Annotated in this window: 19 protein-coding genes and 4 pseudogenes; 8 read left to right on the top strand and 15 right to left on the bottom strand. The window is 67.8% G+C overall.

Annotated features, from left to right (window positions below):
- Position 1: 1 nt before the first annotated feature.
- The 5 genes and pseudogenes from OG435_RS32910 to OG435_RS32930 all read right to left on the bottom strand — a co-directional run bounded on the left by OG435_RS32910 (position 2) and on the right by OG435_RS32930 (position 3,815).
- Positions 2-460, bottom strand: a complete 459-nt coding sequence (locus tag OG435_RS32910; RefSeq protein WP_266882453.1) for a hypothetical protein — start codon at positions 458-460, stop codon at positions 2-4.
- Positions 461-791: 331 nt separating this feature from the next.
- Positions 792-1,353 (bottom strand): annotated as a pseudogene (locus OG435_RS32915) (site-specific integrase); the annotation flags it as partial.
- Positions 1,354-1,391: 38 nt separating this feature from the next.
- Positions 1,392-1,964: a hypothetical protein gene (locus tag OG435_RS32920; protein ID WP_266882455.1), complete on the bottom strand. Its 573-nt coding sequence runs from the start codon at positions 1,962-1,964 to the stop codon at positions 1,392-1,394.
- A 47-nt stretch (positions 1,965-2,011) separates the two neighbouring features.
- Positions 2,012-2,287: a transposase gene (locus tag OG435_RS32925; RefSeq protein WP_323188019.1), complete on the bottom strand. Its 276-nt coding sequence runs from the start codon at positions 2,285-2,287 to the stop codon at positions 2,012-2,014.
- Between the two features lie 232 nt (positions 2,288-2,519).
- The gene (locus OG435_RS32930; protein WP_266882457.1) at positions 2,520-3,815 is read right to left on the bottom strand and encodes a hypothetical protein; all 1,296 of its coding nucleotides are present in this window, start codon (positions 3,813-3,815) and stop codon (positions 2,520-2,522) included.
- A gap of 1,557 nt (positions 3,816-5,372) precedes the next feature.
- Between OG435_RS32930 and OG435_RS32935 the strand changes: the two are divergent.
- Positions 5,373-6,161 (top strand): annotated as a pseudogene (locus OG435_RS32935) (IS110 family transposase); the annotation flags it as partial.
- An 87-nt stretch (positions 6,162-6,248) separates the two neighbouring features.
- On the opposite strand, the gene OG435_RS32940 reads toward OG435_RS32935, so the two are convergent.
- The 3 genes from OG435_RS32940 to OG435_RS32950 form a co-directional block, all read right to left on the bottom strand.
- On the bottom strand, positions 6,249-6,749 hold the full coding sequence (locus tag OG435_RS32940; RefSeq protein ID WP_266886586.1) for a hypothetical protein: 501 nt from the start codon (positions 6,747-6,749) through the stop codon (positions 6,249-6,251).
- Positions 6,750-7,113: 364 nt separating this feature from the next.
- On the bottom strand, positions 7,114-7,821 hold the full coding sequence (locus OG435_RS32945) for a TetR/AcrR family transcriptional regulator (RefSeq protein WP_266882459.1): 708 nt from the start codon (positions 7,819-7,821) through the stop codon (positions 7,114-7,116).
- A 176-nt stretch (positions 7,822-7,997) separates the two neighbouring features.
- Positions 7,998-8,957: an NAD-dependent epimerase/dehydratase family protein gene (locus OG435_RS32950; RefSeq protein WP_266882461.1), complete on the bottom strand. Its 960-nt coding sequence runs from the start codon at positions 8,955-8,957 to the stop codon at positions 7,998-8,000.
- A gap of 514 nt (positions 8,958-9,471) precedes the next feature.
- Here OG435_RS32950 and OG435_RS32955 point away from each other — a divergent pair.
- The gene (locus tag OG435_RS32955; protein WP_266882463.1) at positions 9,472-10,083 is read left to right on the top strand and encodes a hypothetical protein; all 612 of its coding nucleotides are present in this window, start codon (positions 9,472-9,474) and stop codon (positions 10,081-10,083) included.
- Positions 10,084-10,606: 523 nt separating this feature from the next.
- Here OG435_RS32955 and OG435_RS32960 read toward each other — a convergent pair.
- Entirely contained in the window at positions 10,607-10,966 is a 360-nt protein-coding gene (locus OG435_RS32960; protein WP_266882465.1) for a hypothetical protein, read from the bottom strand.
- 219 nt (positions 10,967-11,185) lie between these two features.
- The gene (locus tag OG435_RS32965) at positions 11,186-12,013 is read right to left on the bottom strand and encodes a DsbA family protein (RefSeq protein WP_266882467.1); all 828 of its coding nucleotides are present in this window, start codon (positions 12,011-12,013) and stop codon (positions 11,186-11,188) included.
- Positions 12,014-13,020: 1,007 nt separating this feature from the next.
- On the opposite strand from OG435_RS32965, the gene OG435_RS32970 reads away from it, so the two are divergent.
- From OG435_RS32970 to OG435_RS50205, 5 genes and pseudogenes are all read left to right on the top strand, one after another.
- Complete coding sequence (locus OG435_RS32970; protein WP_266882469.1) at positions 13,021-13,344, top strand: hypothetical protein; 324 nt, start codon at positions 13,021-13,023, stop codon at positions 13,342-13,344.
- 18 nt (positions 13,345-13,362) lie between these two features.
- Positions 13,363-14,181 (top strand): annotated as a pseudogene (locus OG435_RS32975) (IS5 family transposase).
- Between the two features lie 14 nt (positions 14,182-14,195).
- Positions 14,196-15,167 carry a hypothetical protein gene (locus OG435_RS32980; protein WP_266882471.1) on the top strand — a complete coding sequence of 324 codons (972 nt, stop codon included), beginning with the start codon at positions 14,196-14,198 and terminating at the stop codon, positions 15,165-15,167.
- A 91-nt stretch (positions 15,168-15,258) separates the two neighbouring features.
- Entirely contained in the window at positions 15,259-16,719 is a 1,461-nt protein-coding gene (locus tag OG435_RS32985) for an IS1380 family transposase (RefSeq protein WP_266874726.1), read from the top strand.
- A 639-nt stretch (positions 16,720-17,358) separates the two neighbouring features.
- Positions 17,359-17,520, top strand: coding sequence for a hypothetical protein (locus OG435_RS50205; RefSeq protein ID WP_323187959.1), 162 nt, complete (start codon positions 17,359-17,361; stop codon positions 17,518-17,520).
- Between the two features lie 146 nt (positions 17,521-17,666).
- Here the strand turns inward: OG435_RS50205 and OG435_RS32995 are convergent, their stop codons facing one another.
- Together OG435_RS32995 and OG435_RS33000 are read right to left on the bottom strand one after the other, a co-directional pair.
- A complete protein-coding gene (locus OG435_RS32995) occupies positions 17,667-18,071 on the bottom strand; it encodes a hypothetical protein (RefSeq protein ID WP_266882473.1) in 405 nt (134 codons plus the stop codon).
- Between the two features lie 322 nt (positions 18,072-18,393).
- Positions 18,394-18,978, bottom strand: a complete 585-nt coding sequence (locus tag OG435_RS33000; RefSeq protein WP_266882475.1) for a hypothetical protein — start codon at positions 18,976-18,978, stop codon at positions 18,394-18,396.
- A gap of 554 nt (positions 18,979-19,532) precedes the next feature.
- Between OG435_RS33000 and OG435_RS33005 the strand changes: the two genes are divergently transcribed.
- Positions 19,533-20,096 carry a DUF6886 family protein gene (locus OG435_RS33005; RefSeq protein WP_266882477.1) on the top strand — a complete coding sequence of 188 codons (564 nt, stop codon included), beginning with the start codon at positions 19,533-19,535 and terminating at the stop codon, positions 20,094-20,096.
- 363 nt (positions 20,097-20,459) lie between these two features.
- Here OG435_RS33005 and OG435_RS33010 read toward each other — a convergent pair whose 3' ends face one another.
- The 3 genes and pseudogenes from OG435_RS33010 to OG435_RS33020 all read right to left on the bottom strand — a co-directional run.
- Complete coding sequence (locus OG435_RS33010) at positions 20,460-20,624, bottom strand: hypothetical protein (protein ID WP_323187960.1); 165 nt, start codon at positions 20,622-20,624, stop codon at positions 20,460-20,462.
- A gap of 143 nt (positions 20,625-20,767) precedes the next feature.
- Positions 20,768-21,571, bottom strand: a complete 804-nt coding sequence (locus tag OG435_RS33015) for a transposase domain-containing protein (protein WP_323188020.1) — start codon at positions 21,569-21,571, stop codon at positions 20,768-20,770.
- Positions 21,572-21,817: 246 nt separating this feature from the next.
- Positions 21,818-22,108: pseudogene (locus OG435_RS33020) on the bottom strand (IS6 family transposase); the annotation flags it as partial.
- Positions 22,109-22,303: the final 195 nt, after the last annotated feature.

Raw genomic sequence — 22,303 nt, forward strand, 5'->3', positions numbered from 1 at the left:
CTTATGGAGATCCCTGGATCTCGATGACGGTGACCCCGTTGGCAGCGGTGACCTGGGGTACGGCCTGCTCACATTTAGCGTCTGCGGTTCCGGTGTCCTGCGGATTCAATTTGATGGTGCAAGAGATTCCGTCCGAGTTCTGTGCGGTAACGGTCGCCGGAGCTTGATCCACGTCCGTCCAAACGGAAACGACTTCCGCAGGTTTCCCGGGGTCTCCGTTATCGGACAGCGGCACTTTATTTGGGCTGCTGTCCCATGTCTGACCTCCCGCGGAGGTGGAGTAGGTCAAGCCCAGAATCGTCCGGCTCCCTGTAGAATCCACGATCTGATACGTTCCGGTGACCAATCCGGGACCCGGCGTATCGGCGAATGCAGATCCGGCCGGAGCGACGAAAGCAGCGGAGATCGCAACGGTCATCAATCCGCCACGCAGTGACGAAACTTGCACGAGAATCACCATCCCAAATGGTGCCAGTCCGAGTGAAATCTGTCAGTCCGTCGATTCCGCGACCACTCAAGGTTTCGAGGCAGCAAGGCACCCATTTTAACCTTCTCCCCCAGCCCACCGCAGGTCGACGCGGAAGGCGAAGCGGCACCCAGCCGCCAGCACCAAATTTGACACAGCGTAGCCAAGTGGCCCGTTTCGCGCGTATTCTCCTCCCCCAAGCCGTAGACATCCCTGCCGGCCATGTGGACCGACGCATCGCGGCCGTCCACCAGGAGATCTGCCGGCTCGCGGCACGACCAACCGTCTGGTCCTTGACCAGCAACAGCACTGCCCGTCGCCGTCCTCAGCGCCGGGTATCACCCGGTGCCAGGAGACTGGTGAGCTCGGCGATGGCCTCAGGAGACGGTTTGAAGTAGCGCCGGACGTTCTCCGGCTTCTTGTGCCGTGACTTGGCCATCAGCATCAGCAGGGATGCGCCTTGTTCACCCAGGTGAGTCCGGGAGGAGGGCGGTATTCCTGCAGGTCCCAGCCCGTCCCGATCCCGCGTACGGCTGTGTGTTCGTCGAGCAGCGCACGGGCCTGCCCGTACGACAGCCGGGCCCGCCCGGTGTCCGGGCAGACATCGCGGGCGCTGACGACCTTGCCCGGCCCCGGGCGGCGGTGGGTGACGAACACCGGTCCGCGGGTGCGGCCCTTGAGAAGCCGGGGCAGCAGTCGGGCGGTGCCGGCATCCCAGTAGACGGTCTCCAACACATGGTCTCCAACACGTGGTCCGCGCCGGCCTGGCCCCGGCGGCGGGACTTGGATTTCGCGCCCTTGGCCTTGACCGGGCAACGACGCCCGGCGAAGTCCAGCTCCTCGATGTTCACCCCGAGGACCTCCTCCGCGCGACCGGCTGTCTCGTAGACACGGCAGCTGTAGATAGCCGCTGGCGTGGTTCTGATCATGGTGTGGTGTCGGCGTAGGCGTGCCATCGGCGGTGGCGGAGGCGGGCGTGGTGTTGATGACGGCGGCGCCAGGTGGACCACCACAGCAGGTGCTCGCGGTCTCGTCGCGGCGGTGGCAGGATCAAGGTTCTGAGCAGGCGGAGGAGTTCGTGGCTGCTGAGGGGGACGAGGCCGGTCTCGTCGGGGTCCCGGGCGGTCTGTGCTGTGCGTTCGAGGGCTGCGGCGGTGGCCAGGAACGCGTATGCGACCAGGGTGATCACGCTCCAGCGGTGCCAGGAGTTCCAGCAGGTGACCTGGCCCTTGTCGAGGTGGCAGGTCTCTTTCGCTTTCTGGAAGTCGTCTTCCACCCGCCATCTTCGGCACGGCAGTGACACCAGGCGGGTCAGGGTCACCGGTCCGGGGGCGAAGCAGCGGTAGTAGGATACGGTGCGGGTGTGTCGGTGGCGGCGGACCAGCAGGACGGACGTACCCGCGTCGCGGCCGTGTCCGTCAGGGGTGTCGTCGGCGGTGACCTCGATCATCGCCCAGTCGTAGTCGCGTGTCCCCTTCTGGCACGTGCCGGTCTGCATCCGGTGCCAGGCCCGCTTCGGCAGCCGGGCGGCGGCCCTGGCCGCGTTCAGCTCCCGTCCGGGGTGGTGACCTGGTGGTTCGAGCGCACGGCCACGACGTAGCCCAGGCCCAGCTCACGGCAGACACCACGTAGTTCCCGTCCTCCATAGACCTCGTCCCCCAGGAAGAACGAGGCGGGTATCCCCTGGCCGGCAGCGCGGAGCATGTCCGCCGCGAGCTGCGGCTTGGTCGCGAAGCGCAGCCCGACCGGGACGCCGGTCAGCTCGCGGCGTTCCTCATCTGCGGCCCACTCCTTGGTGAAGTACAGGCGCCGGTCGATCAGGCAGTGCCCGACGGTGGTCCTCGAGCTCCATCAGCATGCCCCGCGTCATCCGGGCAAACGTCTCCCGGGTCTCCGAGCGGGCGAAGCAGCCGGCCAACGAGGCCAACAGGTCCCCGAACGCGGTCTCATGGACTCCGCGGTCTACGATGGCCGAAGCGGCCGTCTCGTTCTGATGTTGCGTCACACCACGTCATGATCAAGGCGGCCGCCCTCATGCCCGCAGCCACCCCCGTCACAACTTCCCGGAGAGTGCCCGCGGAAGGTTCTTGCGGTTTCTCTCGTTGAGGCCCTTGCTGTGAAGGCGGGTGAGGATGCCGAGAAGGTGGTTGCTGCCGAGGATTGTGAGGACCGTCGAGAACTCCTCGCGAGAGACACCGGCGGCCGCTCCGCGCCGTCGATCCTTCAGTAGATCCATCACTGCGGTCGTCCGCTCCACCCCTTGCTTCAGGTGGACGTTCGCCGTGACTGCCCGGTTCACCAGGTCGAAGGAAGCCTTGCTCTTGATCAGGTCGCAGAAAAGGACCACGTCCTGAGATGTCAGATCGGCTAGGGGGCCAACAACTTCGACCGGCAGGTCACAGAGCTGGTCAAGGAGTACCAGGCGACGGTCGTACAGGCTGGCCCGTGGCCCGTGCGTCTCCACGCCTTTCTGTGCCTGGGCAACGCGAATACTGTTCATGTTTTGTGCCTGATGTCGGTCGTTGTCCCGCCCTTCATCCATGACCTGGCACGTAATGGCGAAACCTTTGACGAATTCCTCGTAAGCTGCGTCGAAAATCCTGCCTCGCCCAATCCGCTTGAATTCCTCCCGGATATAGGAGACCGCAACTTCGTTGCGGAAGTCGTCGTCCTTATCGTACATCTTGACGAGCTGCGGCAGATATTTCTTCACCACATCGATCTTAAAGCCGAAGAGAAAGCCCTTGAACTCGTCCGCCAGTGCGGGGTGCTTGTCCAGCTCTGCGGAATGCCGACCCGAATGCTTCTTTAGCATTTTCACGCTCTTCGAAGAATAGAGTCGCTCGCAGCTGTCGGGGCTCTGGGGCGCCTGCCTGGCACTCGGCTGGGACACCCTCTTGGACTGCCATCCACTCTCGGGAACAGACCTTCCGTGCTCCGGAGGCTCCTGATCCCACGACCTCGTGACACCGAAGACGTCCTGGGGCCTCGGTTGCGATCCGGTACGGTGAAACTCCACGACGAGTTTGAACTCGTTGAAGACTTCGAATCCCCTTTCCTGGAGTATCTGGTCAGCTTCCACGGACAGCTCATCATTAGGGTCGAGCTTCCTGGGCTTTGGCCGGCCGGAATCCTTGCAGGTGTGGAACGCGACGCGCTCGCAATGCGTCCGAAACGCCTCGACGAGGTCGAGATCTCCATTGCTGAGCATGTCCTGAACGTGGCCGTAGTTCCACAAATTTGCCATCTGTGTCGGATCACACCGGAGCAGCGCTGCATTGAAATCTGACTCGATTTTTGCTTCCTCTTCCGAGTCCGACCCGAGGGGCGCTTCGATAGAGTTTTCCATTTGAACGACCTGTTTTCCTCAACGGCACCCTCTTCAGTGAGGGAGGAACTCGAATGGTGCTGAACACGCCGGAGTCTGGCACTGCCTTCTACACCCACCAGGCCCGATCGGGCAGTCCTCCGAGCACGCTGGTGACCGGGGAACAGCCAGCCAGCGCTGGTGTTCGCGGCCCAGCCCTGGGGAGCGGGGCGGTCGGCGAGAGTGTTGAGGAGGTCGGCGAGGGGGATGGGCAGCGGGATCGGGGTCCTGCCCAGGGTAAGGAACGTCGTCCCGTCATGAGTGGTCAGGGCGGTGGCGGGCAGTGCTGCGATCCGGGTGAGGTGCTGGCCGAACAGCAGGAGGATCGCGCCCGCGGCCCGGACGTCGAGGTCAAGGCGGGTGTCGGTGAGGCACTGGTGGAAGAGGTCCCAGTGGGAGTCCTCGTCCATACCGACCGGGTCGGCCTTCGGGCGGTGCGGTACGAGGCGGCCGCGGGCGTGGTGGCGGCGGTGGGCCCAGACGACGAAGTCGCGGACTTCGTAGCGGGTGCCTGGGTTGGCCGCGAGCCAGGCGTCGAGACGGCCTTGGTCGAGGGTGGCGATGGTCAAGCCGTGGTCGGCGGTCGTGGTGAGGAGTTCGGCGGCGAGGTTGATGCGGGTGTAGGCCCAGCGGAGTCGGTGCTTGACCCCGCCGACCCGGGCGGCCTGGTGGCGTTTGGCGCGGGGCAGCAGGGACCAGCGGACGTAACCGCGGAGCAGCACGCCATGCTCAGGGTGCCGGGCCACCGTCCGTTCCAGAGGGCGGACGATCCGCACCGCGAGTTCGTCCCGGGGCTCCAGGACCTGGTAGGCAGTCAGCAGGCCGCGCAGATACTCGGCGGTCATCGCCGTGGATCGGCCGGCGATCGTGGCGCCGAGGTCAGTGTGGGAAAGCGGGCGACCGGTGGTCATGAGGTCGCGGAGAAGACGAGCGGAGCGGGAACCGCGCAGCCAGTTCAGGACCGTTCCCGAATCGGGGGCCTGAGCCAGCGCCGTCCGCATCGCTGTGAGCGACCCGGTACCCACCCCTTCGGGCAGGCCGGTAAACAAGTCCTCCAGGTGGTCGGCGACGGCGCAGCGGTCGCAGAGTCGGCCGACCTTGTAGGAGCGCGGTCCGGCGCATCGTTCGCAGGCGTAGGGGTCGGGGACGTCGGCGCACGGCCCGCAGACCTGACGCTGGTCGACATCGCCAATCAGTACCCGGGTCCGCTCGCACCCCGGGCAAGGCATGGGGTGGCTGCGGGCGGTCCGGTAGCAGGAGGTGCAGACCGGGCCGAGCGGCCAGCGTGCGGTCACGGGCGCGGTGGTGTGGCAGAACGCGCATGCGGTCGCCGGCTGGGGGCGGCAGTTCGAGCAGGGGTCCAGTTCGGCCGGTTTACCGCAGGCAGAACAGGTGCGCGTCGCCATGGTCTGCCGGCGACGGCAGGCCGCGCAGGTGTTCCGGCTCGGTCGCGGTCTGATGGATCCGCAGACCGTGCAGGCGCCGATGTTGCCTCGGTTCGCGAGGATCCCTTCACACCCGAGACAGACCCGGCCCCCCGCCACTTGGAACCGCCGACAGGTCGGCAACCAGCTCCGCTCCTTGCTCCGCGAGTACTACCCCGCGGCCCGGACCGCCGTCGCGCACTGGAAGAACGTCCTCTGCCGGCCCGAAGCGCTCGCCCTGTTCAGGGCAGCTCCGACCCCCACCGACGCCGCCCGCCTGACCCGCCCCCAGATCGCTGCAGCACTCCGACGTGCCGGCCGCCAGCGCGGAATCGAGGCCGAGACTGAAAGGCTCCGGGAGATCTTCCGAGCCGAATGGGCCCACCAACCTACTCTCGTAGAGAAGGCCCTGGGCCAGCAGATGCTCGCGCTGCTCGCCCAGCTCGAAGCCGCGTGCACCGCCGTGAACGACCTCGCCCAGGCCGCGGAAGACGCCTTCCTGCAACACGAGGACGCGCAGATCATCCCGAGCTTCCCCGGACTGGGACCTCAGCTCGGAGCCCGCGTGCTGGCCGAGCTCGGCGACGACCGAGACAGATTCGCCGACGCCCGCGGCCTCAAGGCGTACGCGGGGTCCTCGCCCATCACCCGGGCTTCCGGCAAGAAGTCGAGCATCTCCCGCCGCCGCATCAAGAACGACCGGCTCAACCACGCCGGCTACCTGTGGGCCTTCTCAGCCTTACGAGCCTCACCTGGGGCCATGGCCCGATACCGGCAGCGCCGTGACGAACGCGGAGACTGGCACGCCCCCGCCCCGCGCAACGTCTTCAACAGTCTGATCGGACAGCTCTACCACTGCCTCCAGCACCACAAACAGTTCGATGAAGCCGCGGCTTTCCGGCCTCGGTCACCCAGATCTCGCAGGCTGCGTGAGGCAGGGCAAGACTGTTTCCGCCGGCCCAGAAGGGCCAAGCGCCAGTGCCGTGCGGGGCTACCGCAGGGCCGGGCAGTTGGCCGCCTCGTACTCATCCGAGACGGTGAAGACGCTGGCACATCTCGGGCACTCTGCCTTGCCGAAAAGGTGGGCAATTCCCTCGGCAAGTCCGAATTCCCCATCCCGGAAAGCCACCTCGCGCATCCACTGGCCGACACCCGAGAGCTCCTCGTCGGGCGCCGGCCGGAGGTCGCGCCGGTCCACGTCGCCCAGGTTCCAATCGCGGATCGCCGAGTAGCGCCCGTAGTCCCCGATTGCGATCGTCACCTGCGTCGCGCAGTGAGGGCACGATAGGTCGTAGAAGTCATCCGTGAAATCCTCCAGGACGTTGGCCCAGTGGTACTGCTTCTCGACCGCGAGGAGTGCGCGGAAGGTCACCAGGCAGTCGGCCGGCCGGGACTGCAGGTGCTGGTCCAGGAGGATGCCGAACTCGGCGATCGCATCGGCGCTGTCGGCCAGGAGCTCGTCACAGCCGTGGTGTCCTGCCGCGCGCTCCATGATTTCTCCGGCCAGGTGTCGCGCCTCCATGCTCCCCGAGGCGAGGTGCACAAGACGGGGCAGGCAGCGAAGCCGGCGGGAGACACCAGGTCGTGCTCCAGGATCAACCGGTATCCCAGCTCCAGCCAGGCCTCGTCTCCGCCCTCGCACTCCACGCGGTCCAGGAGCTCGGGGACTCGGTCCACGTCAGATTGCCAGTCGTACATCTGTGCCCAGTTCACCACCCGGGCATTGAACCGTCCTACGAGCCCCCAGTCGAACCCGCCCCCACGGCGTCGCCATCGGGAACCCTCGTCAACTTGACGCCTAGCGTCGTGAGGTGTCTGCGGTGAAACCGGCCACCCGGCCGAGTGAGCTGCCCGCTTCAGCGGAGCTGGAAGGCGTCGGCGAGGAGTGTGGTCTGTACGTCGAGGAGGAGGGCCGGGTCGTGGCCCATGCCCGTGAACTGGCCCGAGACTTCCAGACTCACCGTCCCGTGCATCTGCGTCCAGGCCATGACCGCCCCGGTCAGTGCGACGGCCGCTGCGGGGGCGTCGGCGGACAGGTCCGTCCATTGTCCGACCCAGGCCGCTACCTCCGCTTCCCCGGACAGCCAGGCCCGCGGCCCGTCCAGCAGCGGGTCCACTGCGGGCTGCGGGCGTCCCCGGGCGAAGACGGACAGGAACGGTCCGAGGACGGCACGCGCCTGCAGCAAGGTCTCCGCCGGTGCGGTGAAGCCCGCCACGGGGGTGCCCTGGATGAGCAGGTACAGGTGGGGCTGCGCCATCGCCCATGCACGGTAGGCGCTGGTCAGAGCATGGAGCGCGGTGCGACTCGACCCGCCGGCGTCCACCGCGTGCATCACCTCGGCCGCGCCCCGGTAGGCGTCCAGCACCATCTCCGACAGGAGGTCGTCGCGGCTGGCGAAATAGCGGTAGAGCGCCGGACCGGACATGCCGATCTCCTTGGCGATCCTCAGCAGCGCCACGCTCTCGACACCGCCGGCGGCGAGCTGACGGACCGCCGCCGCCTTAATCTCGGAGCGGGTCTGCTCCCGGTACCGCTCACGCGGACTGCTCACGCGCGCCGCCATTTCCGCACCTCTTACCGATCTCCCCGGCGCTGCGGGGACGGTTGCCGGGTGTGGTCCTACCGGACCAATTCACCTCTCGCGAACGCTTCACCCTATCGCTTCTGCTATAGGTGCGACTCCTCCCCGGCCTTTGCCAGGAAGGAGCCGCACCTTGCTTTGACCTGCATAGATGCGGGTCAGCCGCGCGACTGGGCGGCGAGGAAGCCGCGGTACCACTCCAGGGTTTCCTCCAGGGTGGCTTCGATCGCGGTGGGCTCGACGCCGAACTTCTGCTGGAAGGCGGTGGAGTCCATGATCTGCGGTTCGGTGTGCTGGTAGAAGAGCTCGGCGTAGGAGTTCATGAACGTCTCGTCGAACGGCCCGAAGGGACGCGGCTCGTCCATGGTGACGGTCTCCGGGGAGTGGCCGACCAGGTCGCCCAGGAGGCCGAAGATCTCCCGGGTGGTGCGGGCCGGGGCGGTGGGCAGGTGCCAGACCCGGCCGTCGCCCTGCGGGTTCTCGCCAAGCGTGGCCAGGCCGCGGGCGACGTCGAGGATGTTGGTGTAGCTGTGCTTGAGGTCGATGTCGCCCAGCGCCAGTACCTCGCCGCCCATGAGCGCGGCGGGGAACACGGTTCCGCCCATCGTGGAGTTCAGCACGCGGGGCCCGACGAAGTCCGCCGAGCGGCCGAGAGCCACCTTCGCGCGGCCTTCCCTGTGGGCGGCGAGGTAGTTCTCGTCCAGGGCGGCGCGCATCTTGCCCTTGGCGGTGGTCGCCCGCCACGGAGTGTCCTCGGTCATGACCTCGCCATGGGTCTCGCCGTACGGGTACAACGTGTCCAGCACAACCAGGCGGGCGCCGGTGCGCTTCACCGCGCCCAGGACGGCTTCCTGGATGCCGGGCATCACGTCGACCTGGAGGTGGTAGGCGACGTTGACGCAGTGGTAGACGACGTCCGCGCCCTCGATCGCGGCGAGCGCCCCCTCCAGCGTGGCGACGTCGCCCGCGACTCGCTCAACGCCGTCCAGCGGCTCACCCGAGCCGGAGCGGTCCACTAGGCGTACCGCATGCCCGCGTCGCACCAGCTCCAGGGCGACGGAGGTGCCGGCGGGACCGGATCCCAGAACGGTGTGGAGCGAACCCTGTGCTGCAGCCATGACGGAGTCCTTTCAGGACAGGAAGAACGGAAAACCCTTACCGTTATTGACGAACACTTACGTTATACATCGTAACTAACGTGTTGGTGCATCGCAACACTGGTGCGGCTAGCGCGCTAGCGCAGCAGGTAGCGACCGGCAGGGAGAGTCGGCGGAGGGTCGGGCGGGGTGCCTCTGACAGCAGGGCGAGATGTGGGCGTCCGATCGCTGATGGCAAGCGAGCCTTCCAGCCGCCGGCACCTTCGAGACGGGCAGGGCGGCTCGGGTGGATTCCGGCCGTCTTCGGGCCGTGCCACAGAGAGCGCTCTGCCCCCTGGAGGCGGGCTACCCCGTGGCGGACCAGGAGCGTGGGGACAACCAGCGCGCCAGCGCTCGACCATGGAGAGCCTTCAAAGGCGTCCCGATATCGATGCGCACGCAACAAAGCGATGCCGAACTCTTGTTCGACCCGTGAGGCTCGCACCTGCTGTCCGGATCAACTGACCGGACGTCAGAACGGAAAGGGATCTCCATCGTGCGTTCCGCAAGACTCCGACCCGTCTCCGTGTTCCTCACCACCCTGGCGCTCGCCACCACGGCGGCCGTCGCGGCCCCGGCTTCCTCCGCTGCCCCGCGCCCTGAACCCACCGCCTTCGTGACGGTCGACGGCCACAAGGTGGTCAAGGGCACCATCATCGGCGAGTGGGGCAAGACCGCCGACGGGCAGGCCTTCTCCTACACCTACACGGCCGGCGACGCCAAGCCGGCAGAGGCCGCTTCCAGCGCTGCCGCCGCGGCCATCTGCTCGGTGTACATCTCGGACGTCGGCTTCTATGGTGCAGGGTCCAGCGCCTACTTCCAGTGGGAAACCTCCCACGCGTGCTCCGGCTCCTACGGCTCGCAAAAGCTCCAGACCCAGATGTGGCGCAGCTCCTGGAGCGGACCGCGCGGATACAACTCCTGGACGGGAACCTCGACCACGACCAGCAACTTCATCGATTACGGCTGGTCCGTCGACTGCAACGACGGCGGAGGAACCTACGACTACTACCCTGTAATGCAGGGCTACGCCAGCGGCATCGGATGGGGCCCCAAGACCCGTTCCGACAACCAGCTGCGGAAGAACTGCGGAACCTCCGCCCCCTAGGGAGGCACCATGACCGGGCAACCTCACCCGCGCTACCCGCGTGAAGGCCAGCGGCTCGATTCCGGCACTACGGCCGACGTCGACGCCGAGCACACCGGCCGTGTCACGTACTCCAGCGGCACTCCGCTGCGTCAGCGCCTCATCTGGCGACTGCGTGACCTCCTCAGGCGCCCTGTGAGGAACACCCCCCGCCGCTGAACGCCTGCGCACCTCCCGGCACCCGTTGCCTTCCGGAAAAGTGAGCAGAATGGCCCCCGCCCTGCGATACCGGCAAGGCGGGGGCCTTCGCACACCAGATGACGGCTACGTCACCTCCGCAATGCCGGAGAGGGGTATCGTTCTTCAGCTGCATCCGGGCCTTCACCAGGGCATCGCCGGGGATTGTTTCGCCAGGGGCGAGTGGGCCAAGTTGAAGCCCGCGGGCCATCCCGAGAGGCGAGGAGCCGGGCTCAGCTCAGCGTGGCGACCAGGCTGGCCGACAGTAGTCCGGAACTGCTGTCAGTCCGCTTGCAATACGGAGCGGTCAGTGGCGGAGCGCGTAGTGGGTCAGGCGCGAGTCGGCCTTGTGCGGGGAAAGGCCAAGCCCAGTTCCGATCGCTTCAGCGGTGAGCTCGTCGTCCCTGGCGTTGTAAGCGGCGGTCCTGGCTGTCTGTCGGGTGCGTTCCAGGGCGGCCACGGCCCGGAGCGCGGACAGCGGGGCGGGGTCGTCAGCCGGGCGATGCCCTATCTCGTGGCAGCCCGCCTGGTATATGTCATCGGCCGCGGGAAACTCCGGATCCGCCCTATGCTCGCCCGCCACCTCACCCCACAGGACCGGCGCGCGGCCCTGGCAGCTCTTGCTCCGGAAGACCGGCTCGATGTCGGCCACTTCGAGGAGGAGCACGAACGGCGCCTGGCCCCCTTTACCAGGAGGAGAAGGCCCGCAAGAAGGCGAGCGAGCCGACAACCATCTGCGCAGCGTCCACTGACCTCCGGCCAGAGATGCGGGCGGCGGGGCGGTACCCAACTGGGCATCGCCCCGCCGTAGACCTGGCAGGCCGGGGAGTCCCGACAACGTGGGGTGCGCGGTGCGTTGGGCGCCGACATGCTGGCCCCTCGAACATCAGGTGCGACTCTCGTCCGCGCTCGCCCCGCCGACCTGACGATCGGCGGGGCTCCTTCCATAGCCCCGGCGATTCCCCAAGACCTCGGGGGTCCTTTCGACCGCAATCAGCACACCCGTCAGGGCGTTCTCATCGAACAGATCATCGTAGAGTTCACCGGTGAGCATCGTGGTGTTGATGGTGACGGAGGGGGTGCCTGGTCCAATCGGATCCTCCCCGGTCTGCCGGTACGCCGTCAGCGACGCGGTCACAAAATCGCTGTATTTCATCGTGGACACCGCGGTGTCGAAGGCCTCGCTCCGCAATCCCGGTACCTTGTCCGCAAGGCTCAGCAGGCGCTGCGTGGAGTAGCCGCCGGACGCCTCCGCCTCTGCCTGGTTCTCCATCAGCACGGCGTGGAACTCGGTGAACTTCTGCGCATCGAGAGCCGCACGTAGGGCATTGACCGCGCGTTTAGAGCCGTCACCACCAAGGCTGCCGTCCTTGAACGAAGCAAGTACATACTCCGTCCGCGTCCGCCCCTGGATGGTCTGAGCGCGGATTGCTTTGGCCCCGGTCGACTCGAAGTCCGCGAGGACCGGGCAACGCGGGTCCTCATAGAACCGGACGACCGTCTTTGCCTTCGGGTCCCCCACCACGATCTTCGTGCCGTCCGACGACAGCACCTCAGGCAGTTCCGTGGTGTCCGCGTATGCCTGTGGTGCGGGTGCGGGCGCGACGTCGGGGCTCAAGCCCGCCAACACCCCCGGACCGAAACTGACCGCAGCGACCGCGAGCGCCCCCCACACCGCCACGTACGCCAACGTTCTGACATATGTGACCTGCATCGATTCCCTCCCCTTGTGAATGCGCACACCCTAGTAGGGCTGTTCCGGTTGGGGCTGGTGTGGGTATGCCGCGGTGACAGGCACAGACGCAGGTTCATGCGACCATCGCCCTTGACGGGCCGGCGTCCCCCGGACTCTGATCGAGCGGACGACCTCGTAACCCCCTTCGTCCAGGACGCGACGGAGGTGAACCACACCAGGTCGTGCTCGGGCTGGATGACGACGAAGGTGTTGTCCGAGTCGTTGAGGTCGTCGATCAGCATGAACAGCGCGTCCTCGGAAGCCGCTTCCTTCGCCCGGACCAGCGTGCTCATCGGTACGGGCTCCACCGTCCGAAGCGAGCCATCAGCTTGCGTACCGCGTCCTCGTCGAGCTCAAGGTGGGTGGCGGCCTGCACGGTGTCGGTCGACCGCGATGCCGCCCAGTAGCCGACCCGCTGGGCCACCACCTGGCGCCGGCGGTCCGACCGTGCTGCCGCATCCGGTTGGTGGACTTCTGCACAGCACTGGGGCAATCGCGCCGATAGAGAGCCTCAGATCCAATTATCTCCATTCAGTAGGCGTCCTGCGGAGTTCAGCTTGGTTGGTCGCGGCGGCGGCGGTGAAACAATTTGCTCAGAAGGTTTGCACTCTGCTCATCGGCAGCTGATGATCTCCTGGGCAGGGAACGAGGACGCAGCAAAGTTCGGGGTTCTCTCGGCTAGCCGCCTCCTTTCCACCATCACATCTGCGGCGTGTAACGGGGTTGGGTGGCGATTGGCAGTTTCATGCCCTGGGATCCAGGCGCCGTGTGGCTGGCTCTGGCCGGGCCCCGCGCCTACAACGGGACTCTCCGCTGTCTGCGGACGTCTCTCACTCGAAAGTCAGGACCAGTTGAAGAGGACTCTGCGCAGAGCAGTCTCCATAGCCGCCGCGGCGTCCGCTGTCGCGGCCGGTCTCGGTGTCATGGCGGGCCCGGCAGTAGCCGTTGACGCCGCTCCCATCACCGGCCATCCCGGGGACGAAGTCATGATGCCCGGTACCTTGTGGCAGAACGGGGTGGGGTTCGGTGTCACGCGCGGCACGATGATCTACGCGTTCTCCACGAAGCCGCTCGACGGGCCGGTAGCGGCGGCCGACGGACTGCCCGCTTCCCTTACCAGGGAGCCCAATGCATGCGAGAAGGTCGCCGGGGCGACCTCCGTCTACGCCTGCTCGGTGTGGGAAAGGGCCTCTCCGGACCTCTTCATCGGCAAGGACACCGTCGACATGACGACGGTCTACCAGGGCTACGCCTACGTGCCCGCCGGCGGGGACCTGAAGGCCGCCATAAGACCGTGTCCTATGTGGTGAGGCGTCGTTGAGCTTTGCATGGGGCGGGGTACTTGGAGTTGGATTGTTCCGGACGGGCTGTGGGATATCGCGGAGCCGCTGATCCCCCCCCTCGAAGGTGCGGGCGCAGGGTGGCGGAACTGCGGATACGCCTGATGAGACGCTGTTCGCAGCGATCATCTACGTGCTGGTCAGCGGATGCGCTTGGCGGTCACTACCGCCGTGCTTCGGGATATCGAAGTCGACCGCCCACCGCAGGTTCCTGATCTGGTCGAGAGCCGGAGTCTGGGGCCGGCTACACGAGGAGATCCTGCACCGCCTCGACGACGCCGGCCTCCTCGACCTCTCCCGCGCAGTCCTGGACTCCGCCCACGTCCGCGCTAAAAAGGGGGCGAACTCACAGGTCCGAGCCCCGTGGACCGGGGCAAGCCGGGCTCCAAGATGCACGTCCTGTCGGATGCGAACGGACTGCCCCTCCTCGTCGGCATCAGCGCCGCCAACACCCACGACAGCCTCGCGCTCAAGCCCATGATCACGGGCCACCAAACGAGACACGACCCCCACCGTGGCCGCTACTTCAAGCCCCGGCGCCTCCACGCCGACAAGGCCTACGACATTCCCCACCTGCGAAAATGGTTACGCGGGAAACGGATCGGGGTCCGTATCGCACGCAAGGGCGTCGAGTCATCGGAACGACTCGGCCGGCGCCGGTGGGTGATCGAGCGGACCATGTCGTGGCTGACCGGCTACCGCCGCCTCAACCACCGCTACGAACGCCACCCCCGCAACTACCTGGCCTTTCTGAGCCTCGCCGCAGCCATCTGCTGCTACAAACGGCTCGCCCGCCTCACCACATAGGACACGGCCTAAAGGTGGCGCAGAGTGCCGGCACCCGCCCCGACAGCTCGACCGGCGGCTCGTCGAAGGTGACGGTGAAATCCCTGAAGCGGGCCGCCCGCAATACGGTCACCTTCCACACACCCGATGTCCCGGCCGGGAAGTCGGTCCGCCACCGCATCGACGTGCACGCTCTGGACGCGGGTTGGCGGAATCTCGTCTACCTGCCGGGCGCGGGTGCACCCGAGTGGGGATCCGGCTCGCTCGCCCAGCTGAGCGATCTGCGCACCAGCAAGGGCATGTCGTGCACGCTCGACCCGGCCATCACCTGGCGCTGGGCGAACGCCACCTGCAACTACACCGCAGGCGAGCACTGGATCGAGTTCACCGTCACGGTACCCAAGGGCAGCGGCACGACTCCCCTCATCGTGGACAGCACCAGCAACATCTACACCGGTAGCCCCAGTAAGGGTTCCAGGCGGGATGCGGCCTCCTTCAAGGTGGGCAGCGGGCCGCTGCGTCGGCTCAACCAGCTCCTCGCTCGCGACGGCAGCGGCCAGATGTTCGCGTACGGCGCGAGCGAGGAGGGCTCGCTGTCCAGTGACGAGTATCTGGTCGGTGGAGGCTGGAACACCTACGACCAGCTGACCAAGCTGACTCCGGTCACCGAGCGGCTCTGGTACCCGTCCGGCACCCCCGCGAGCGCGATGGCCGGGAACGGTGAACTCGTCGGGCGCGACGCCGCCGGTGTGCTCTGGCACTACCAGCGCCAGTTCTCCGGCAATGGCCCGTACGCGCCCCGCACCCGGGTCGGCGGCGGCTGGAACATCTACAACCAGCTCATCGGCGCCGGTGACATCTACCGCGACGGCAAGCCCGACCTCCTCGCCCGCGACACCACAGGCGTCCTGTGGCTGTACAAGGGCACCGGCAACCCGACCGACCCGTTCGACGCCCGCACCCGCATCAGCCTCGTGTATTCAGCTACGAGGGCCGTTCGTCAGTGATGTGACGCCCTGACAGTGGAAGGGTGCCCCTGACCTGCGATGATCTGGATTTCCTAGATCAAGAACGTCGCAGAGTGGGGGCACCCAACAGGTGCAGGCTACCGAATGGGATCACCGGCTCGTCGTGCGGGCCGACGGCAGGAACCTGGTCGGGCACGCGGGCGTGGTGCTGCTGCGCCGGACAGCGGACCGCGTCGGGCTGACCCGGGCCCTGACCGTCGCGCTGCCGCAGGGCGTCGGGCCGGGGTGGCGGGATCGCGGGATGGTGCTGGTCCAGCTGGCCTGCGCGATCGTCCTCGGCGCGAGGAACATCCTGCAGGCCGAGCAACTGCAGCATCACTGGCGGCCGTTGTTCCCCCGTCCGGTCTCGGACAGCACTCTGTGGCGCACGCTGGAAGCCATCGACGGTCCGGTCGTAGCCCGGGTGGAGCGCGTGCGCGCCGTGATACGGCGTGGGGTGTGGACGCTGCTCGCCCTGCGCCCCGGCGGGTTCCCCTGGATCTCGGTATGCGGGCGCAAGCTCACCGGCTGGTACGTCCTCGATCTCGACGCCACCCTGGTGACCTGCACCAGTGGCAAGGAGGGCGCGGCCGGCACGTTCAAGGGCGGCTATGGGCATCATCCGCTGGGCGCGTGGGTGGCCAACACCCGCGAATGCGTGACGATGCTGCTGCGGCCGGGCAACGCGGCGTCCAACGACATCGCCGACCACAAGAGCGTCCTGGCCGCCGCGCTACGTCAGCTCCCGCTGCCGCTGTGGTCGAAGCTGCTGGTGAGGATCGACGGCGCGGCCTTCAGCCACGGCCTCCTTGAGCATCTGCAGGCGCTGAGCACCAGCCGCCGCCGGGTGCGCTGGGTGACGGGCTGGGCCATCAACACCGCCGACGAGGCCGCGATCGCGCTGCTGCCCGACAACGTATGGAGTGAAGCCCTGCGCCAAGACGGCGAGGTCCACGAGATCAAGGGGCCGGACGGACAGAAAGTCACCTACCAGGCAGCCGAGCTGACCGGGGTCCGCGACCTTGGCGGCTGGCCCGAGGGGATACGGCTGATCGTGCGCCGGGTCAAACCCTCGCGCCGCGACCTGAAGAAGCTGACCGCTTTCGAGCAGCACACCGGCTGGCGCTACCAGATCATCGCCACGAACATCCCCGCCCACCAGGGACTTTCCGGGGTTCCGGGCTCCGGACAGGTGTGGTTCGTCGACGCTCTCTACCGTGATCACGCCGAGGTCGAGGACCGCGTGAAAGCGATCAAGAGGGTCGGGCTCGGGCTGCTGCCCTCCAAGTCCTTACAGCTCAACGCCGCCTGGATGCTGGCCGCCACGATCGCCGCCGACCTGGACGCCTGGACCCGGCTCCTCCTCCTGCACGACGAACCCGAACTCGCCGCCGCCGAACCGGAGACGATCCGGACGAAGCTCTACCACTTGCCCGCCCGCCTCACCACCCACGCCCGCCGGCGCACCCTGCACCTCGACCGCGCCTGGCCCTGGGCGCCGGCGTTCGCCACCGCCTGGCAGCGGGCCACCCAGCTCCCATCCCTCACCTGACGGACAGCCACCACCCCAACGACACCGCAGAGGAGAGGACCCGCAGCACCCTCGGGCCCGTGGAACCCGACGCCCCGCAGCGTCACGCGACGGCCCATCCTCGAACGACAGAGGACATTACGGGCAAACCACCGAGCCGACCAGCGTCACACCGCAAGTGAAGAATCGAGGCCAGCTCGGGCTGGAACACCTACAACCGACTCCTCTGAGCACAACCCCAGGCACCAACTGATACCGGCCCACGGAGCCTTGAAATGCGAACAGCCCCCTCGGCCTGATGGCCGAGGGGGCTGTTCGCATTGATAGCGGCTACAGGATTTGGACCTGCGACCGGTCGGGCTGTCTGCGGGCTGCTCCGATGCCGGCCACGACCGTGCGGACGGTCCCGGCGCCTGCAGACCTGGACACGGCGTGGCGCTACGAGTGGCGCTGCGACCCGCTGACGTCCCCGTCGGCGTCTGTTCGGCGCTCACGAGCCGGGAATACCGCACGATTCGAATAGCGCTTCCTGCCAGTTGAACGAACCCCCTGGTCAGCGGCACGGCGGGAGGCCTACGCCAACGACCAGGCCAGCCCCGACACCCTGATCGCGGTCTCCGCCGCCTCCAACCGCAGCAAGTCCGACAAGGACCCGGCGGAGTGGATGCCGTCGGATGGCTCGTATCACTGCTCGTACGCCGCGAGCTGGGTCGGGACCAAGCTGAGTGGGGCCTCGCGGCCGACGAGGCTGAGGTCCAGGCGCTCCTGGGGCTCGCCAAGGACTGCCCCACCACGACCGTCGTCTACGAGAGCGCCCTGTAGGCCGCAGGACGGGACCCGTTTCCCCGGAGCAGCGTGGCCGCAGCGTGCGGATGTGCTGTCCTGGCAGGCTGGTTGGTGGAGCTCGTCCGGGTCTTCCTTCGCACGTCGGTCCGGGCGGGCCGCCTCCTTCGCCCGGACCAGCGTGGTCATCGGTACGGGCTCCACCGTCCGAAGCGGGCCATCAGTTTGCGTGCCGCGTCCTCGTCGAGCCCTAGGTGGGTGGCGGCCTGCGCGGTGTCGAGGTCGGCGGCGGTGCCGCGGGCCGCCCAGTAGCCGACCCGCTCGGCGACCACCTCCAGGCGGCGGGCCGCCCGCACCCCCGCGACCGGGGAAGTCTTCGTCAGCCGCTCGATCTCCTCCTCCAGGCGCTCCAGCAGCGTGGTGACCGTTTCCGGCAGCGGGACCGTCGTCTCCTCGACCTGGGCCGTGTGGCCGTCCCAGTCCCGCTCGCAGGCATCCGCCTCCTCGGCCCCGCCATCCAGCAGGTCCTGGTCACCGATCGTCTCCCAGTCGAGGAGCCGGTCGGGGCCCGCCCAGCCGCACGAACACACCCCACGCAGTCCGGCCGCGCGCTCGACGCGGGGCCGGCGGCCGTCGTAGAGGTGCCACTGCGAGATAGCCTCCCCTCCCCGCCCGAGGAGGTGTCGAAGTACACCGGGCCGGGAACGGTGCCGTCGGCGAGGACGACCTCGACGGCGCCGGTGTGGGATGTGCCGAACTCTTCCGTCGTCCAGGTCTCGCGCCTGCTCACGACGCCCTCCCCGTCCTGCCTTCAGGCGGCCCACCGCTCGGGGCTGCCTGCCCAAGACGATGCCGCAGCCGCCGCGTCGGGCGGGCCGGTACCGGCGAAATGCTGGCGGAACTCGGCGCGGTTCACCCCTCGGTGTCGGTAAGCTTGTCCAGCCTCCGGGCCGCGGTCTCCGCCTGTGCCCGTGCCTTCGTGGCCGCCCGGCCGGCCGCTCTCAGTCCGGCGGCAGCCTCCGAGCTCGTCGTGCGCACCGTCGCCAGCCGGTCCTTCGCCGCCCGTACCTCGTCCTCGGCCGCGGCCACCGCGGCGGCCGCACGGGCCGCCCGCTCCTGCGCGGCTGCATGTTCCGCCTCCAGGCGCTCCGCCTCCGCCCCGGTCTTGGCCAACCGTTCACGACGTGCCCGCGCTGCAGCAGCGTCAGAGGCCTGTTCCGGCTCGGGGGATGCCTTGGGTCGCGATCGGGTCCCGGCGGCGGCCGGCTGTTCCCGTAGTGGTGGGGCCGCACCGGGCAGCGGTTCAAGGCCGGTGAACCCCGACGTCGCCTCCGGGGCCTTGGCCAGTCGGCCCGCCTGCCACCGCTCAGCGACCTCCGCATCGGCCAACACCGTGTGGAGGATCTGTTCGAGCTCGTGCAGTACCGGCTCGCTCACCTGCTGCCCGGACTCGGCGGCCAGGGAGCGTGCTGTGCGCGCGAGCTCGCCGATCACCACATGCTGATCATGCGACAGCTTCCGCAGCTGCCCAGCATCCAGCGCCCGGTGGGCGGCACGCAGCGCGTCACCGAGTTACACCAAGGCCCGCGCCTCCTGCGGTCGGTGTCGGGGCAGCAGTCCGGTGGTCCACGCCGCGAGCGTCGGCTTGCGCATCGCGGCGATCGCCGTGGCGAGTTGCTTGTCTCCGGCCTTTTCGGGCCTGGGCCACGTACGCGTCCCGGGCCGCGGTGAACTCCGACGGCTTCAGCCCGTACAGCTCCAACTCCAGCTCCAGCGACTCCACGTCCATGACCGGAAGTGTCCCGCCCGCCCTGCCGCACGGCGGACACCCAGCACGACACCGCGCGTCGGCCGGCACAGAGCCGAAGCTGACGTTTCAGGGGATGTGGGAGGGCGCCGACGGGCCGGTCGACGCCGGGGTGCACTCCAGCGGCCAGGCGCGCACGGACATCGGTGACGCGGCACAAGCGCCCCTGGGGCCGACGCAGCAGGACGGCTCGAATCCGGGTCTTCGGTGGAACAGGACGCGGGCCGGCTGGTAGAACCGGTCCATGCGTCCACGCCCGGGGGAAGTCCTGCACTTCTCGGAAGACCCGACGATCTCCGTGTTCCGCCCGCACATCGCTGCCACCGCGCGGCACCCGGAAGCAGTCGTGTGGGCCGTCGACGCCGGTCAGGCTCCCCACTACTTCTTCCCCCGCCAGTGCCCCCGCGCCATGGCCTGGGCCGGCCCGGACACGGCCGAAGCCGACGTCGAGCGCATCATCGGCCCCGGTGGCGGCCGGCGGGTCCACGCCATCGAATACGGGTGGGTGCACCGCTTCCTCACCGTCGACCTCTACGCCTACCGCCTCCCGGCCGCCCCCTTCCGCCCCATCGGCGAACCTCTCCCCCACGCCCACGTCGCCAACGAGCCCGTCGAGCCGCTGGGGCCCGCCGAACCGGTCGGCGACCTCCTGCAACTCCACCACGACGCCGGCATCCAACTCCGCATCCTCAACAACCTGTGGGAATTCTGGGACACCGTCACCACCAGCACCCTCGCCTACAGCGGCATCCGCCTGCGCAACGCCCAACCCCGACACGACCACGAGCCTGCTGCGCGCCCAGGGTAGGGTCGGACGACACGGTCCTGTCGAGGAAGAGCAGACGGCCGTGATTCAGGCGGCCGGAACGGGCACGGACTACGCCATGACGGCAACCCGCCCACGTTGCGCGGCGAAGGTGGTGCAGCAGATCCCGCCGCCAAGGTGTGCCCCTGAGACCGCCCTGAGCACCCCGCTGGTGCGCGCCCGCGCGGCGCCCCGGCCGCGACGTCGAGGGCTCGGACATGGGTGGAAGGGGATCGACACCCACTGAGTCGAACCGTGTCGACCTCAAGCGGCCTCATTTCCGGGCAGCGCAGGCCGGAGGGCCCCGGCTCTACCCATCCAGGTGCGGCCGTTCCACTCGCGCCGCTGGGCCACTGTGGCCTTGGGTCAGGCGCTGCTGGGTGACGTCTTGCGGGCGCGGGCGGCGGTCTTCTTCGCCGCCGTCTTCTTCGCTGGGGCGTCGGTGTTGATCTCGTGGACGGTCGCGTCCTCCTGGCCGTGCTCGCCGCGGGCCGCCTTCGCATCCTGCACCGACTTCTCCAGAGCGGCCATGAGGTCGACGACCTGCCCGCTGGGCGCTTCGGCCGGCTCAGGACTCTGGGCCCGGGTGCCTTCCGCCCCAGGGCTGATTCATAGTCCTGGTTGCTGGGGGAAACAGCAGGTCACGGGGGTGTGACGAACCTTCACTACGGCAGTTACGTACGCAACGAAGCTCTGATGATCAAGGTGACTCTCCAAGTTCGGTTGAGTGCTCTGCCCGATCCGCGTGACCGGCGCGGACGTGGCCATACCCTCGCCTCGGTATTACTGACGGCCGCGTGCGCAGTCCCTGGCCGGCGCCCGTTCTTATCAATCGATCGGGCAGTGGGCCCGTCACGCACCCCAGGACACCCTCTCCCGCCTGGGGTTTCATCCGCGAGGGCCCCTCGGCGCGCACCAGAGCGGACCAGGAAATGAGCGCCGGTGGCGCTCACCTTCTCCAGCATGTCGCGGGCGTCGAATGCGGCGTCGGCCAGCAGCAGCATCGAGGCATCTAACGCGCCGGTCAGACGGGTGGCGTAGCGAATCTCGCCATCACTCTCGGGGCCGAAGGCAGCAGCGAGCAGGGTCCGGGTGCCGCACTCGACGATCACCAGCAGACGCAAGAGCGGGTAGCAGGCCGCTCTGTGCTCCCCAGCCCGCTTGGGGTAGCGCCAGGTGACCTGCTCGTCCTCGGGCACATGCAGGCAGGTGCCATCGACCGCCACCGTGCGCAGGTCCCGGTAGTAGACGCCGGGACGGTGGCGCTCGCCGACGGGACCGGCTACCGCCTCGAACAGGGCCCTGAGCGGGCGGGCGCCCAGCCACCGCCGGGCCCGGGCCAGCGAGGACACGGCCGGACGCGCGAGGACCGTCCCGGGTAGGCGGGCGGTCAGCTTCTCCCAGACCACCCGGTAGGAGCAGTGCTCGAACAGGGCCAGGGCCAGGACGAAGTACACCACCACACGGGCAGGCAGCAGCCGTACCCGCTACTCCCGCGCTCCCGTCTCCTCAAGAACTGCGTCCACCAGCTCGAAATCGACGATCTGGGTCAACTCGCCCAGATGACCCGGTGCGTACACACCCGGTGCACTCCCGGCGCCGGGCATGGTGGCAGACTGCTCCTGCAACGGGACTCCCAACGATCTTCTCGCTTGGTCGCAAGATGATCTATCAGGAGTACCGTTCGTCTTTCATGACCGGGTTGCGCCGCCGGCCATAGGCTTAACGCAACGGTGTTGGTACTTCCGCACCCCGCTGATCTTGATGAACACCTCGTCCAAGTGCCATTTGCCGCCAGGCCGCGGGCGCCAGCGGCGCAGGGCGTTGGCGTAGGCCTGGCCGAACTTCAGGCACCAACGCCGGATGCTCTCGTAGGAGACGACCACACCCTGCTCGAGCATCATCTCCTCCACCTCGCGGAAGGAGAGAGGGAAGCGGAAGTACAGCCGCACACAATGCGAAATGATCTCCACCGGGTAACGGTGATTCGCATACGACGGCGTGCTGGACGACACGAACCCCACCCCTCGCCGGACGGACAACCCGAAGATCACCCCAGACCCCCACCGACAACGTGACAATGCCCAGACAGACGATGTCAGACTGACGACACACCGAAGCTCCGGTGATCGGGTGACTTGGTCGGTCCCCTTGATCATCGGAGCTTCGATGCATGCACCAAATGCCGCACTGAAGGTTCGCCACATCCC

Source organism: Streptomyces sp. NBC_01264 (assembly GCF_026340675.1).
Taxonomy (GTDB): domain Bacteria; phylum Actinomycetota; class Actinomycetes; order Streptomycetales; family Streptomycetaceae; genus Streptomyces.